We start from the raw sequence: 14,390 nt of genomic DNA on the forward strand, positions 1-14,390 counted from the left end.
CCTGGTATGGTTGCGCGCGGGTGGCACCCGGGAAGCTGGCGGGAGATGCCGATCCGGCAGGTGCCCGACTATCCCGATATGGCTGATCTGGCCGAGATGGAGGCCAGGCTGGCCAAATGGCCGCCTTTGGTCTTCGCCGGGGAGGCGCGGCGCCTCCAGCACGCCCTGGCGGCCGCCGGGGATGGTCAGGGCTTCGTCCTCCAGGGCGGCGACTGCGCCGAGGGCTTCTCCGACTTCACCGCCAATATCATCCGCGACACCTTCCGGGTGCTGTTGCAGATGGCCGTCGTGCTGACCTTCGGCGGCGGGCTGCCGGTGGTGAAGCTCGGCCGCATGGCGGGGCAATTCGCCAAGCCACGCTCCTCCGATACCGAGACGAAGGAGGGCATCACCCTGCCCTCCTACCGGGGGGGACATCATCAACGGGCCGGATTTCACGCCCGAGGCCCGCATCCCGGACCCGGCGCGGATGGAATTCGCCTATATGCAGTCGGCCGGCACGCTCAACCTGCTGCGCGCCTTCGCCACCGGCGGCTATGCCGACCTGCACCAGGTGCATCGCTGGAACCTCGGCTTCGTGGAGCGCAGCCCGCTGGCCTCCCGCTATGCCGACCTGGCGCACCGGATCGACGAGACGCTCTCCTTCATGCAGGCCTGCGGCATGTCCGACCTGCCGCAGGTGCGGGAGACGGAGTTCTACACCTCCCACGAATCCCTGCTGCTGCCCTATGAACAGGCGCTGACCCGGGTGGATTCCACCACCGGCGACAGCTACGCCTGTTCCGCGCATTTCCTCTGGATCGGCGACCGCACGCGCCAGCCGGAGGGCGCGCATGTGGAATTCCTGCGCGGGGTCAGGAACCCGATCGGCATGAAGGTCGGGCCGAGCATGGAGCCGGATGAGCTGGTGCGGCTCACCGAGATCCTGAACCCGGCGAATGAGAAGGGGCGGCTGACCCTGATCTCCCGCATGGGCGCCGAGAAGGTGGAGGCCAAGCTGCCGCCGCTGCTCCGCGCGGTCGCCCGCGCCGGCCGCAACGTGGTCTGGCTCTGCGACCCCATGCATGGCAACACCACCACGGTCGGCGGCTACAAGACCCGCCTCTTCGATTCCGTGCTGAGCGAGGTCAGGCGCTTCTTCGACGCGCATGCGACCGAGGGCACCCAGCCCGGCGGCGTGCATGTGGAGATGACCGGGCAGGAGGTCACGGAATGCCTGGGCGGCGCGCATCGCCTGGCCGAGGCCGATCTGGGGCTGCGCTACCAGACCAATTGCGACCCGCGGCTGAACGCGGAACAGTCGCTGGAACTGGCCTTCCTGATCGCCGAGGAGCTGAAGTCCCGCCGCGTCAGGCCGGACCGTCCCGCCCAGGCGGCGCAGTAGCGGAGGCGGGGATGCCGGATACGCCGATGCCGGCGGCAAGCCCCGAGGCCGTGAACGCCGCCATCGCGGCGCGCACCGATACCTATTTCAACCGCACCCGCGCCGTCGTCCAGCGCTTCGGCGATTGCCACGTCACGTATGCGGTGTTCCTGCGCCGCCCGGTGGTCAGCGCGCCGCGGCTGATGATGGAATGGCTGCAGGAGGTGGCGCGGGCCCGGGCCACCCGCTTCGACATCGAGCTGATGCACCCGGAGGGCACCTGGGTCGGCGCCGGCGATCCCATCCTCTACCTCTCCGGCTCCCTGGCCCAATTGGCCGATCTGGAGACGCTCTATCTGCAGAAGCTGGGGCCGCCCTGCGTCGCCGCGCATAACGCCTACCAGATGTGCCTGGAACTGCCGCAGGTGAGGTTCCTGGCCATGGAGGCGCGGCACTGCGCCGGCTTCGAGATGCAGGAGATGATGGCCTATGCCGCCAGCGTCGGCAGCACGGCCGCGCAGAAAGAGGGGGCCAAGGGTTTCACCGGCAATGCCAATGACGCCACCGCGCATTGGTTCGGCGCCCCGCGCGGCTTCGGCACCATGCCGCATGCGCTGATCGGCTATGCCGGGTCCACCCTGCGCGCCGCCGAGATGTTCCACGAAAGCTTCCCCGAGCTCGACCTCACCGTGCTGGTGGATTATTTCGGGCGGGAGATCACGGATGGGCTCGCGGTCTGCCGCCGCTTCCCGGACCTGGCGGCGGCGGGAAGGCTCGCCTTCCGGCTCGACACCCATGGCGGCCGCTTCCTGGAAGGGCTCGACCCGGCCGAGAGCTACGCGGTGCTGGAACGCCACGTGCCCGGCGCCATCCGCCGCTACCGCAGCGAGACGGAACTGCGCCACCTGGTCGGCACCGGCGTCTCCGCCGCCGCCATCTGGCGGGTGCGGGAGGCGCTGGATGCGGCCGGCTTCCCGAAGGTGCGGATCGTCGCCTCCTCCGGCTTCGGGGTTGGCAAATGCCGGGTGATGGCGGAGGCGCGGGCGCCAATCGACGTGGTCGGCACCGGCAGCTTCCTGCCCGATATCTGGAGCGAAACCTATGCCACCGCCGATATCGTCGCCTATGACGGCGAGGCGCGGGTGAAGCTCGGCCGTGAATTCCTGCTGCGCCGGAACGGCGAGCGGAAGCGGGGCGGCAGCCCGGCGGCGGGCTGAGCCCAGGGCCGCCTGCCCCTGGGCGCAGCCTGGGGTGCATTTTCTGCGGCGGACCGCTCACATTCCGCCGCGAGATGCACTAGCTTCCGCCCATCATGGCCCAGACCCTCCGCATCGCCCTCGCCCAGATCAACCCGCATATGGGCGAGTTGCGTGCCAATGCGGACCGCATCCGCCGCGCCCGGGCCGAGGCGGCCTCGCTCGGCGCCGACCTGCTGGTCACGCCGGAATTCTCGATCGCCGGCTATCCACCGGAGGACCTGGTCCGTAATCCCGCATTCCTGGCCGATTGCGCCGCGCTGATCGCCGAACTCGCCGCCGAGACGGCGGATGGCGGCCCCGGCCTGGTGGTGGGCGGGCCCTGGCAGGAGCCGGGCGGGCCGGATGGGCCGAAGCTCTACAACGCGCTCTTCGTTCTGGAGGGCGGCCGCATCCTGGCCCGCCGCGCCAAGCATGAACTGCCGGGCTGCGGCGTCTTCGATTCCGGCCCGGCGCCGGGCCCCGTTGCCTTCCGCGGCTGCCGCCTCGGCCTGATGATCTGCGAGGACGGATGGTCCCCCGCCGTCTCCGAAACCCTGGCCGAGAGCGGCGCCGAGATCCTCATCGCCATCAATGGCAGCCCCTTCGAGGCCGGGAAAGCGGCGTCGCGCATCGACCTCGCGGTGCACCGGGTGGTGGAGACCGGGCTGCCCTTCGTCTTCCTCAACCTGGTCGGCGGCCAGGACGAGCTGGTCTTCGAGGGCGGCGGCTTCGTGCTCAACGCCGACCGCAGCCTCGCCCTGCGGATGCCGCTCTTCGAGGAGGCGGTGACGCTCACCGAATGGCGGCATGAGGGGGAACGGCTGGTCTGCGCCCCGCATCCCCTGCCGCCCGAAGTGCCGCGGCTGGAGCAGATCTACCGCGCCATGACGCTCGGCCTGCACGACTATGTGGAGAAGAACCGCTTCCCCGGGATCGTGCTCGGCCTCTCCGGCGGCATCGACAGCGCCCTCTCGACGGCGGTGGCGGTGGATGCGCTGGGGCCGGAGCGCGTGCGCGCGGTGATGATGCCGAGCCCCTATACCAGCGCGGCAAGCCTGGAGGACGCGGCGGAATGCGCCCGCCTGCTCGGCATCCGCTACGAGACGGTGCCGATCGGCCCGGCGATGCAGGCTTTCGCCGCCATGCTGGCGCCGGCCTTCGGCAACCGCCCGCCGGACACCACGGAGGAGAATATCCAGTCCCGCGCCCGCGGCGTGACCCTGATGGCGCTCTCCAACAAATTCGGCGACATGCTGCTGACCACCGGCAACAAGAGCGAGGTGTCGGTGGGCTATGCCACGCTCTATGGCGACATGTGCGGCGGCTATTCGGTGCTGAAGGATGTCTACAAGACCACCGTCTTCGCGCTCAGCCGCTGGCGCAACGCGCATCTGCCGTCGGGCGCCAGGGGGCCGCGCGGTCCGGTGATGCCGGAGCGCGTCATCACCAGGCCGCCCTCCGCCGAACTCAAGCCCGACCAGACCGACCAGGACAGCCTGCCGCCCTACCCGGTGCTGGATGCCATCCTGGAAGGGCTGGTGGAGGGCGAGAAATCCGTGGATGCGCTGGTGGCCGAGGGGCATGAGCGCGCCCTGGTGCTGCGCATCTGGCGCATGCTGGATCGCGCCGAATACAAGCGCCGCCAGGCGCCGCCGGGGGTGAAGATCAGTCCCCGCGCCTTTGGCCACGACCGGCGCTACCCCATCACCAATGGCTATACCGGATTGATCGCATGAGCGGCTCCGCTTTCGACACCGGGTTGTTCGGCGCGCCCGGCGGGTTTTCCGTGCGCATCATGGACCTCTCCGGCGGCAATGGCTCCGACCCCGTGGAGACGATCCGCGGCTTCGGCACCATCGAGCATGCCAATGCCTTCGCCCGCCGCTACGTGCGCGACAGCATGGAGCGCTGCCGCATCGCCGGCATGGCGCCGGATGACCTCATCGCCGCCTGGTTCGCCTTCGGCGAGGATGCGGAGGTGCTGGGCGGTGGCGAGGATGCCTGGCGCAGCGCCGCCGAACTCGCGGATTTCGCCGGCCGCCCGGTGCAGGACGCGGAGGAGCGCAATTGGCGCGCGCTTGACCCGCGCCGCGACGAGGATGAAGCCGGGGAGGACGAGGAGTGACCGCGCCCGTGCCGGGAAGCCGGCCATGAAGCTCCGCTTCGCGCCCTCCCCCACCGGCTTGCTGCATGTCGGCAATGCTCGTGTCGCGCTGGTGAACTGGCTGCTGGCGCGTCAGCGCGGCGGCACCGTGCTGCTGCGCCTCGACGATACCGATACCGAGCGTTCCCGCGCCGAATACGCCGAGGCGCTGGAGGAGGACCTCCGCTGGCTCGGCCTCGACTGGGATGAGAGCTTCCGCCAGTCCGACCGGATGGACCGCTATGCCGCCGCCGCCGAGCGGCTGAAGGCTTCCGGCCGCCTCTATCCCTGCCTGGAGACCGAGGAGGAGCTGCGCGCCAAGCGCGAGCACCGGCTGAAGCAGGGCCGCCCGCCGATCTATGACCGCGGCGCCCTGAAGATGACGGCGGAGCAGCTTCAACGCGCCATCGCCAATGGCAAGACGCCGCATTGGCGCTTCCTGCTGACCAGCCGGGTGGTGGAATGGCAGGACGGCGTGCTCGGCCGGCGCCAGGTGAAGCTGCCGAGCCTCTCCGACCCCGTGCTGATCCGCGCCGATGGCACGCCGCTCTATACCTTCACCTCGGTGGTGGATGATCTCGACTCCGGCGTCACGCATGTGGTGCGGGGCGAGGACCATGTCACGAATACCGGCGTGCAGCTCGATCTCTGGGAAGCCTTGGGCGGCAAGCCGGAGTCGCTCGGCTTCGCGCATCTGCCGCTGCTGACGGATGCGGATGGCGGGCCGCTGTCGAAGCGCCTCGGCAGCCTCTCGCTCCGGCAATTGCGGCGGGACGGCATGGAGCCGGCGGCGCTGACGGGCTATCTCGTGGCGCTTGGCACCTCGCGCGATCCGGCGCCGGCCATGCCGCGCGACCTGGTGGCGGGCTTCGACATCACCGCCATCTCGCATTCGCCGGCGCGCTTCGATCCCGCGCAATTGCTGGCGCAGAACCGCCGGCTCCTGCATGCCGCGAGCTTCGAGTCCGTGCGCGACCGCCTGCCCGAAGGCGCCGACGAAGCCTTCTGGCACGCCATCCGCGGCAATCTCGACCTGCTGCGGGAGGCGCGCGACTGGTTCGAGGTGGTGCGCGGCACCGTCGTGCCGCCGGTGCAGCCGGGTCAGGGCGAATTCTTCCGCGCTGCCCTCGCCGCCCTGCCGCCAGAGCCCTGGGACGACACGACCTGGACCGTCTGGACCGGCGCCATCAAGGAGAGCACCGGCCGCAAGGGCAAATCGCTGTTCCTGCCGCTCCGCCTCGCTTTGACCGGCGAGGAACACGGCCCCGACCTGAAAACCCTGCTGCCGCTGATCGGGCGCGACCGCGCCGCCCAGCGCCTCGGCTTGGCCATGACAGAATAAGATGACCGAATTGCAGTTCCACAACAGCCTCACCCGCGGCAAGGAAGGCTTCGCGCCGATCGACCCGGCGCATGTGCGGATCTATGTCTGCGGCCCCACGGTCTATGACCTGGCGCATCTCGGCAATGCGCGGCCGGTCATCGTCTTCGACGTGCTCGCCCGGCTGCTGCGGCGGCTGTTTCCGCGCGTGACCTATGTGCGCAACATCACCGACGTGGACGACAAGATCAACGCCCGCGCGCTGGAAAGCGGCGAGACGATCGAGGCCATCACCGCCCGCACCACCGCGGATTTCCACCGCGACATGGCGGCGCTCGGCAACCTGCCGCCGGATGCGGAGCCGCGCGCCACCCAATCCATCGCGCCGATGATCGCGCTGATCGAGCGGCTGATCGCGCGCGGCCATGCCTATGTGGCGGAGGGGCATGTGCTCTTCGCCGTGGCCTCCTTCCCGGATTACGGCGCGCTCTCCGGCCGCAGCACAGAGGAATTGCAGGCCGGGGCGCGCGTCGATGTCGCGCCCTACAAGCGCGATCCGGGAGATTTCGTGCTGTGGAAGCCGAGCCCGCCGGAGCTGCCGGGCTGGGACAGCCCCTGGGGCCGCGGCCGGCCGGGCTGGCACATCGAATGCTCCGCCATGTCCTGGCAGGCGCTGGGCGAGGTCTTCGACATCCATGGCGGCGGCCACGACCTGATCTTCCCGCACCACGAGAACGAGGTGGCGCAGAGCCGCTGCGCCTTCGGCACGCCGGTCATGGCGAATCTCTGGATGCACAACGGCATGCTGCGCGTCGAGGGGGAGAAGATGTCGAAATCCCTCGGCAATTTCCTCACCGTGCGCGATATCCTGGGCCGCGGCGCCTGGGCCGGCGAGGCTTTCCGCCTGCTGGTGCTGAAGACGCATTACCGCCAGGCGCTCGACTTCACCTTCGCCGGCCTCGACGAGGCGAAGGCAGAGCTGGACGATGACTACGCCATGCTGGCCCGCGCCCCCGCCGCGCCGGAACTGCCGGCGGTGCAGGCCGAGATGGCGGAATGGGCGCTGGAGCCGCTGCGGGACGACCTCAATACGCCCCTTGCCCTGACCCGGCTGCGCGACCTCCGCACCCTGGAGAATGTCGCCAGCGTCGGCGGCAGCGCCACCGCGGTGCTGCACCGGGCCGGCCGCAACTGGCCGGTGGTGCCGGGGCTGGCGGCCGCCGCCTTCCGCGAGGTGGCGGAGGTGCTCGGCCTCGCCGCCTCCGAGCCGCGGCGCTGGTTGCAGGGCGCCGAGGATACCGGCTGGATCGAAGCCGCCATCGCCGCCCGCCTCGCCGCCCGCCGCGCCAGGGATTGGGCCGAGGCCGACCGCATCCGCGCCGACCTCACCGCCCGCGGCATCACCCTGGAGGACGGGCCACAGGGCACCACCTGGCGCCGGGCATGAGCCCGCCCGGCACCGAGGACTGGATGGACGCGCTGAAGCGCGTCGCCTTGCTGGATGCCAAGCGTGCCTGGCTGCGCGCCCATCTCGCGGCGCCGGGCTGCACCGCCACGGCCGAGGCGCTGGAGGCGGCGACCGGCGCGCCCATCGGCGACTACCGCGCGCTCGCCGCCGAACTGGCGGTGGCGCTGGACCGGGACCTGCCGGAGGAGCCACTGGCGCTGCTGGCGCTGCCGGCGGGCGAGGGCTGGACGCTCCGCCCCGAACTCGCCTTCGCCCTCGGCGCGCATCGGGTGCTGCCGGAAGCCTGGACCCGCGGCGGCAAGGAGGCGGCGCATCTGGAACCGGCGCCGGGGGAGAGCCCCATCGTCGTGCTGGTGCGGCCGCAACTCGCCGAGAATATCGGCACCACCGCCCGCGCCATGGCGAATGGCGGGCTGTTCCACCTGCGCCTGGTGGCGCCGCGCGATGGCTGGCCGCAGGACCGCGCCTGGCGCACTGCTTCCGGCGCCGACCGCATCCTGGAGGCGGCGCAGGTCTTCCCGGATGTGCCGGCCGCCGTCGCCGATTGCCACCGCGTCCTCGCCACCTGCCCGCGGCCGCGGCACATCGTGAAGCCGCTCCGCACCGCCCGGGCCGCGGCCGAGGACCTTAGGGAGATCAACGGCCGGTCCCTGCGGACCGCCGTGCTCTTCGGGCCGGAGCGCGCCGGGCTCGACAATGACGACATCGCCTGCGCCGACACGCTGGTGCGCTACCCGCTGAACCCCGCGCATATGTCGCTCAACCTGGCGCAGGCGGTGATGATCCTGGCCTATGAGTGGTGGACCGCCGCCGAGCCCACGCCACCCCGCCAGTTGATGACGAACGAGACCGGCATCGCCAGCAAGGGCGCGCTGGAGGGCTTCCTCGACCGGTTGATGGCGGAACTCGATGCCAGCGGCTTCCTGGAGAACCAGCCGAAGCGCCCGAACATGGTCCGCAACCTCCGCCACTGGTTCCAGCGCGGCGAGGTGACGGAGCAGGAGCTGCGCACCCTGCATGGGGTGGTGACGGAGCTCTCGCGCGGCCGGATGCGGCGCGGGCGGCCGGAGGCCGATGGCACCGCGGGATAGGCCCGCCCCAAAAAAACGGGCCGGCGGTCGTGAGACCGGCCGGCCCAAGGTGCGAGCCCCGTGCCCATCCCCAGGATGCGGCAGGAGGTCGTCGGGAGGAGACGTCCAAGGCATCGCCTGAACGCATACAATCTACCTCGATCACCTTCGCGTGACAATGGCGAAAACGTGAAGACACATCCATGCGAGGCGAATTTATGCCGCCGCCTGTTCCGCCACCGCCTCGGTCAGATGTGCCCCCTGCCGCAGCAGGGCCCGCTGGATCTCCCGCACCGGCACCGCCCGCGGCTCCACTCCCCTGTCGGCGGCCAGTGCCGCGGCCACCCCGGCCGCCTGACCGGTCAGCCAGCATTGCGGAATCTCCCGCAGGAAGGAGTGGCTGCTCGGGTCGCAGGAGAGGTGCCGGCCGGGCGCCAGCAGCCCGTCCAGCCGCGCCGGCACCAGCGCCCCATAGCCGACCGAGACATTGGCGAAGCTCGGCGAGAGTGGGGGCGAGACGCCGATCTCGTCCGGTTGCACCCGCCCGTCCCAGCTCTCGCGCGTCACCGCGCCCATCCCCACCAGCCGCCGCGCATGCCGGATGCCGAGCTGCGGCGCCGAGAGCATCAGCCAGGCGCCCTCGAAGCCCGGCGCATGGGCGCGGTAGAATTCCAGATGCTGCGCCATCAGCCGGCGGCTGCGGATTTCCACCTCGGTCAGGTCGTCCACCTCGACCGCCGAGAAGCCTGCCATGCGCGGGCCCATGAACAGCGCCACATCGTCCCGCCAGGAGACGAAGGCGCGGTCGAAGAGCCCGATCGCCGCCTTGCCGCGGCGCATGAATTCCGAGAATTCCGCCGGCTGCTCCACCCGCCAGTGCAGGAACGCCGGCATGTCCACGCCGCCGAAGAGCCAGGGCGTATTCATGCAGTGGTGGATGTCGCGGGTATCGATCTCGGTGGAGGAAGCGGCGCCGGCGCGGTGGAAGAGGTCGCCATCGCCCGTCGCATCCACCACCACCTTCGCCAGCACGGCACGGCGGCCCTGCTTGCTCTCGAAGACCGCGCCGCGCACGGCACCATCTTCCATGACGGGCATCGCCCCCCCAGGCATGGAACAGCGGCTCGGCGCCCGATTCCAGCAGCATCTCCTGCGCCGCCAGCTTCATCCATTCCGGGTCGCAGGTGGGGGCATGGGTGACGATGCCGTGGAAGGCCGAGGTCCTGAGCGCCCACCAGGCGGCGGTGGCGGCATCGCGGGAGCCCCAGGCTTCCGGCGGCGGCCCGGCCATGGCACCCTTCGGCAGGCGGTCGAGGAATTCCTCGGCGAAGCCGCGGATGACGCGCCTGCCCTCCCAATCCGTCATCCGGTCGATCCAGATGACCAGCCCGCCGGTGGAGAGCCCGCCCAGGTGGTTGTGCCGTTCCAGCAGCATGGTCCGGGCGCCGAGCCGGGCCGCGGCCACCGCGGCGGCGGTGCCGGCAGGGCCGCCGCCCACCACCAGCACGTCGCATTCCGCATGCACGGGAACCTCCCGTGCCGGTTCGGGGATGCTGGCGCGCTGCGCCATCCGGTTATGACGCTGGCGGCGGGCACCGAAGCTCTCCACCTCGAAGAGGTCCGTCTGAAAAAACAGGCGGCCGCCTTCGGGGGCCTGATCGCTACCCTGGGTCATGAAATCCAGATAACACATCATTCTGTGGAATGGATGAACAATATAGCGCACCATGCCAGGGGCCCCGCCCGGCGCCGCCCCGGCCTTCGCCGCGGCCTGGTCCTGCCGCTGCTCGCCCTGCTCGCCGCCTGCGCCGCGCCGGTGCCGCCGCCGGAGCCGCCCCTTTCCTATCCGCCCTCGGCGCGGGACAGGATGCTGCGGATCGTGCTGGCGGAATGGGAGGACTGGGGCAGGGTGGAGCTCGATCCCGGCCGCCGCCCGCCCTCCACCGGCGCCGAATCCGACCCCGCCAATTTCCCCCGGATTCTCGCCTATTGGCGCGCCCTGCCGGATGACGAGGGGGCGGTGGCGCGCAACCGGCCGCTCTATGCCGCCGCCCTGGCCCAGGCGCCCGGGGGCGGCGCGCTCTGGCAGGAGCCCTACTGGTCCGCCGCCTTCATCAGCTACGTCATGCGCTCGGCCGGGGTCGATAGCCGGGAATTTCCCCCCGCCGCCTCGCATGCCACCTATGTGGATGCGCTGATCGCCGATGCGGCGCGCTTTCCCGCCACCGCGCCCTTCCTGCCGCATGCGCCGCATGCCTATGCGCCGCAGCCCGGCGACCTGCTCTGCGCCGACCGCAGCCGCGCGCCGATCACCGACTGGCGGCAGCGCCTGGCCGAGACGGGGCGGTTCCGGCCCATGCATTGCGACATCGTGGTGGCCGCCGACCCCGGCGCCGTGGAGGCGATCGGCGGCAATGTGCTGGACACCGTGACACGCACCCGTTTTCCGGCCGATGCTGCGGGCCATCTATTGCCCTCGCCCCCTGGCGCCCCCCCGCTGGTTCGGGATCTTCGAGAACCGGCTGGGCCGCCTGCCCCCCCTGGAACAGAGCCTGGAGCCCGATTTCGTGACCGATCTCTTCTCGCCCCTCACGCTGCGTGGCGTCACCCTGCCGAACCGCATCGGCGTCTCGCCCATGTGCATGTATTCCTGCACCGATGACGGCAAGCCGACCGAGTGGCACTATGCCCACCTGGTCTCCCGCGCCGCCGGCGGCGCCGGGCTGGTGATCGCGGAAGCGAGCGCGGTGGTGCCGGAAGGTCGCATCACCCCGGCCGATCTCGGCATCTGGGAGGATGCGCAGCTCCCCGGCCATGCCAGGCTGGCCGCCGGCATCGCCGCCATGGGCGCGGTGCCCGGCATCCAGATCGCTCATGCCGGCCGCAAGGCCAGCCGCCGCACGCCCTGGCAGGAGGCCGGCCCCGCCACGCCGGGCTGGACCGTGGTCGGCCCCAGCGCCGCCGCCTTCGACAACTTCGCCACCCCGCAGGCGATGGGCGAGGCGGAGATCGCCGCCGCCATCGCCGCCTTCGCCGCCGCCGCGCGGCGCTCCATCCAGGCCGGCTACCGCTTCGTGGAGCTGCACGCGGCGCATGGCTACCTGCTGCACGAATTCTACTCGCCGCTCTCGAACCACCGCAACGATGCCTGGGGCGGCGATTTCGACGGCCGCACCCGCCTGGTGCTGGAAGCCGCCCGCGCCGTCCGCGCCGCGCTGCCGGACCAGGTGCCGCTCGCGGTGCGTCTCTCCCATACCGATTGGGTGGAGGGTGGCTGGGACACGCCGGAGACGGTGGAACTCTCCCGCCGCCTCAAGGCGCTCGGCGCCGACATCATCGATGTCTCCTCCGGCGGCAACGACCCCCGGCAGAAGATCCCGATGGGACCGAGCTACCAGGTGCCGGGGGCGGAGGCGGTGCGGCGCGGCGCCAAGGTGCCGGTGGCCGCGGTCGGCCTCATCACCGAGCCGGACCAGGCGCAGGCGATCCTCAATGAAGGCCAGGCCGACCTGATCCTGCTGGCCCGCGCCCTGCTGCGCGACCCCTATTGGCCGCTGCACGCCGCCGCGGCCCTCGGCCGGACCGAGGCGCTGCGGGTGCCGCCGCAATACGAGCGCGGCTGGAACACGCTCGGGAAGATGACGCGGGACGAGGCGATCGCGCGGCCGATGCGGGCGCTGTAGCGCCCCGGCCCGCCAGGGGAGGGCAGGCCAAGCCAAGCTACCTGCCTGGAGGGGCAGGTGAAGGCGGGTCTTCGCTGCCGCGGTGCGGCGGCCAGGCTGCGGTGGAGTGTTCTGGGCCAGAGCACCCGGCGCCGCCGGCAGCCGGGCCGGGAGATCGGCGAACCGGCTCTGCGATCGCGGCGCCGGTCTCCGCGACCGGGCCGGAGACATGTTCCGGAACCAGCTTGGCATGGGCTGTCCCCTTTGCCGAAATGATCCATGCCTTCCAACTCCCGCCGGTCCAGGGGGGCGCCCGCTCCCTGGTGGGGCAGTTCGAGGGATCCCTCCCGGACCCTCCCAGCAGGCTGGAAGCCGGCCTGCACCGGTTTTTGTGCAGTCGGACACTTCCAGGAACCCTTTGCTGTTTGCCGTGGCGCCTGACGGGGCAATGGCCGCCGGCATAGCCAGCCGAACCTGTCGCAACCCAGCTCGCTCCGCTTCGCCTGACCCGGCCCAGGCCGGGCGCAGTCCGTCGCGAAATCGTGCGGCTGGGCGCGGAGCAATGTTCCGCCCGCGGCCTTCCCTTTGCAGGGCAACATGGAGAGGGACTCGCCATGGCACGCTTTGGGCGGCTGCCGTATGCCAGTCATGGCCATGGGACGGCAGGGTCGGACGCCATCCTCGCCGGGCCGGGGGACGACACCACCGCCGGCGACAACGCGCCCCCGCACGGCGGTCCCCTTGCGCCTGGGACCGCATTCCTCCACAGCGCGCCCCGCGACGCCGACTGGGACGCCCTGGCCGCGAAGGTCACCGCATACCACGACCAGACCGGCGACTGGGGCCTCCTCGATAAGTGGCTGAGGCACGGGAGGCCGTATCACCCCGGCGACGGTGACCATCACGGCCGGGCCGATTTCGCCTACGAGACCGTCACCGTCCCGGGGATCGTCGTGACCGGAGTGCGGTCCGACAGCGCCACGACGGATGCTGTTGTCGTCACCGCCAGCGACGTGACCGGCAGCATCACCAGCGCCGCCCTGTACCAGGGCTCGCTGCAGGACCTCGCGTCGGCGCCCGCGAGCCAGTGGAACGTGCTCACGCCGGTCTTTCCGGGCCAGACGGTGACCAGTTCCACCTTCTACGGCCCGAACACCCCCAGCTTCGACCCCAGCCTCGGCGCCGGGGAGGTCCGCGCCGTCGGCAGCTACAAGTATGCCGAGGGTCCGTCGGGGCCGAACGACGACCACGGCATGATCTACCAGGGGCCGGTCAACGGCGTGGGCGGGAGCTGGACCCAGATCGACGCCACCAGCCTGATAGGCAAGGGCGATACTCTGCTGAACACGATCGCGCACAGCACCATGGGCGACCTGGTGGTGGGCAACTACGACACCAGCCTCAGCACCGGCCACGCCTTCATCTTCGACATGACCACCGGCCAGTGGACCGACCTGAACCCCGCGGGCTCGCTGAGCGTCACCGCCTACGGCATCTGGCAGAACGACGGCAGCACCAGCACTTCCTATACGATCGCCGGGGGATACAGCGACCTCAACCGCCTCGGCCTGGATGCGGGGTATCTGGTCGACTACGACTCCGGCACGCATGCGTTCAGCCACTTCACGACCTTCCAGTTCGACAATCGGCCGCTCGCCGCGCTCATCTCCCATTTCGACGGGATCACCGGCACCGCGGACGGGTACAATCTCACGGGCGACTTCGTCCGCGGCGCGACCGCCGGTGCGTTCTTCGCCCAGGTCGAGCGGCGGGCGGACGACAGCTTCGCCGGGGCGCACTGGACCGAGGTCGCCTATCCAGGGGCGGCGGTGACCTTCACCAGCGGGAACACCGTCATCGACGACACGGTGCTCGGCATCTATGTCGCCGACGGAGCGACGCACAGCTTCGTCGCCAGCGCCACGAGCTCTCCGCCACCTTCCCACGACAGCGCGGCCACGGACTGGGACGCCCTGGCGGCGCAGGTGCTGGCGAACCTTTCCGTCACCGGGCAGTGGTTCGCCTGAGCGGTCCGGTCGTCCGCAGGCGAAGCCGGAGGACGTGAACCGGCCGGCAGGATACAAGCCGTCCGGTCGTCCGGAGGCGAAGCCGGAGGGCGTGAACC

Annotated in this window: 10 protein-coding genes and 2 pseudogenes; 10 read left to right on the forward strand and 2 right to left on the reverse strand. The window is 70.9% G+C overall.

Annotation, left to right across the window (positions count from 1 at the left end):
• Positions 1-6 precede the first annotated feature (6 nt).
• The 7 genes and pseudogenes from KSF81_RS02110 to KSF81_RS02140 all read left to right on the forward strand — a co-directional run bounded on the left by KSF81_RS02110 (position 7) and on the right by KSF81_RS02140 (position 8,624).
• Positions 7-1,384: pseudogene (locus KSF81_RS02110) on the forward strand (class II 3-deoxy-7-phosphoheptulonate synthase).
• Positions 1,385-1,395: 11 nt separating this feature from the next.
• Complete coding sequence (locus tag KSF81_RS02115; RefSeq protein ID WP_217377532.1) at positions 1,396-2,580, forward strand: nicotinate phosphoribosyltransferase; 1,185 nt, start codon at positions 1,396-1,398, stop codon at positions 2,578-2,580.
• A gap of 95 nt (positions 2,581-2,675) precedes the next feature.
• Positions 2,676-4,337: an NAD+ synthase gene (locus KSF81_RS02120; protein ID WP_217377533.1), complete on the forward strand. Its 1,662-nt coding sequence runs from the start codon at positions 2,676-2,678 to the stop codon at positions 4,335-4,337.
• Positions 4,334-4,726 (forward strand): hypothetical protein, encoded by a 393-nt coding sequence (locus tag KSF81_RS02125; protein WP_217377534.1) that lies wholly within the window; start codon positions 4,334-4,336, stop codon positions 4,724-4,726. Before KSF81_RS02120 ends, KSF81_RS02125 begins: the two co-directional genes overlap by 4 nt.
• A gap of 25 nt (positions 4,727-4,751) precedes the next feature.
• On the forward strand, positions 4,752-6,086 hold the full coding sequence (gltX, locus tag KSF81_RS02130) for a glutamate--tRNA ligase (protein ID WP_217377535.1): 1,335 nt from the start codon (positions 4,752-4,754) through the stop codon (positions 6,084-6,086).
• A gap of 1 nt (position 6,087) precedes the next feature.
• Entirely contained in the window at positions 6,088-7,512 is a 1,425-nt protein-coding gene (cysS, locus tag KSF81_RS02135) for a cysteine--tRNA ligase (protein ID WP_217377536.1), read from the forward strand.
• 293 nt (positions 7,513-7,805) lie between these two features.
• On the forward strand, positions 7,806-8,624 hold the full coding sequence (locus KSF81_RS02140; protein ID WP_375293364.1) for an RNA methyltransferase: 819 nt from the start codon (positions 7,806-7,808) through the stop codon (positions 8,622-8,624).
• Between the two features lie 195 nt (positions 8,625-8,819).
• On the opposite strand, the gene KSF81_RS02145 is transcribed toward KSF81_RS02140, so the two are convergent.
• Together KSF81_RS02145 and KSF81_RS28870 are read right to left on the reverse strand one after the other, a co-directional pair.
• Positions 8,820-9,692, reverse strand: coding sequence for an FAD-dependent oxidoreductase (locus tag KSF81_RS02145; protein WP_217377537.1), 873 nt, complete (start codon positions 9,690-9,692; stop codon positions 8,820-8,822).
• 67 nt (positions 9,693-9,759) lie between these two features.
• Positions 9,760-10,332: pseudogene (locus KSF81_RS28870) on the reverse strand (FAD-dependent oxidoreductase); the annotation flags it as partial.
• On the opposite strand from KSF81_RS28870, the gene KSF81_RS02160 reads away from it, so the two are divergent.
• The 3 genes from KSF81_RS02160 (at position 10,312) to KSF81_RS02170 (ending at position 14,292) form a co-directional block, all read left to right on the forward strand.
• Positions 10,312-11,265: a DUF2272 domain-containing protein gene (locus tag KSF81_RS02160; protein WP_254453320.1), complete on the forward strand. Its 954-nt coding sequence runs from the start codon at positions 10,312-10,314 to the stop codon at positions 11,263-11,265. The pseudogene KSF81_RS28870 and the gene KSF81_RS02160 sit on opposite strands and share 21 nt — an antisense overlap.
• Positions 11,171-12,286 carry an NADH:flavin oxidoreductase/NADH oxidase gene (locus KSF81_RS02165; protein WP_217381527.1) on the forward strand — a complete coding sequence of 372 codons (1,116 nt, stop codon included), beginning with the start codon at positions 11,171-11,173 and terminating at the stop codon, positions 12,284-12,286. Before KSF81_RS02160 ends, KSF81_RS02165 begins: the two co-directional genes overlap by 95 nt.
• 593 nt (positions 12,287-12,879) lie before the next feature.
• A complete protein-coding gene (locus tag KSF81_RS02170) occupies positions 12,880-14,292 on the forward strand; it encodes a hypothetical protein (protein WP_217377538.1) in 1,413 nt (470 codons plus the stop codon).
• The last annotated feature ends 98 nt before the right edge of the window (positions 14,293-14,390 follow it).

Origin of the sequence: Siccirubricoccus sp. G192 (assembly GCF_019084075.1) — a bacterium.
Classification (GTDB): Bacteria; Pseudomonadota; Alphaproteobacteria; order Acetobacterales; family Acetobacteraceae; genus G192.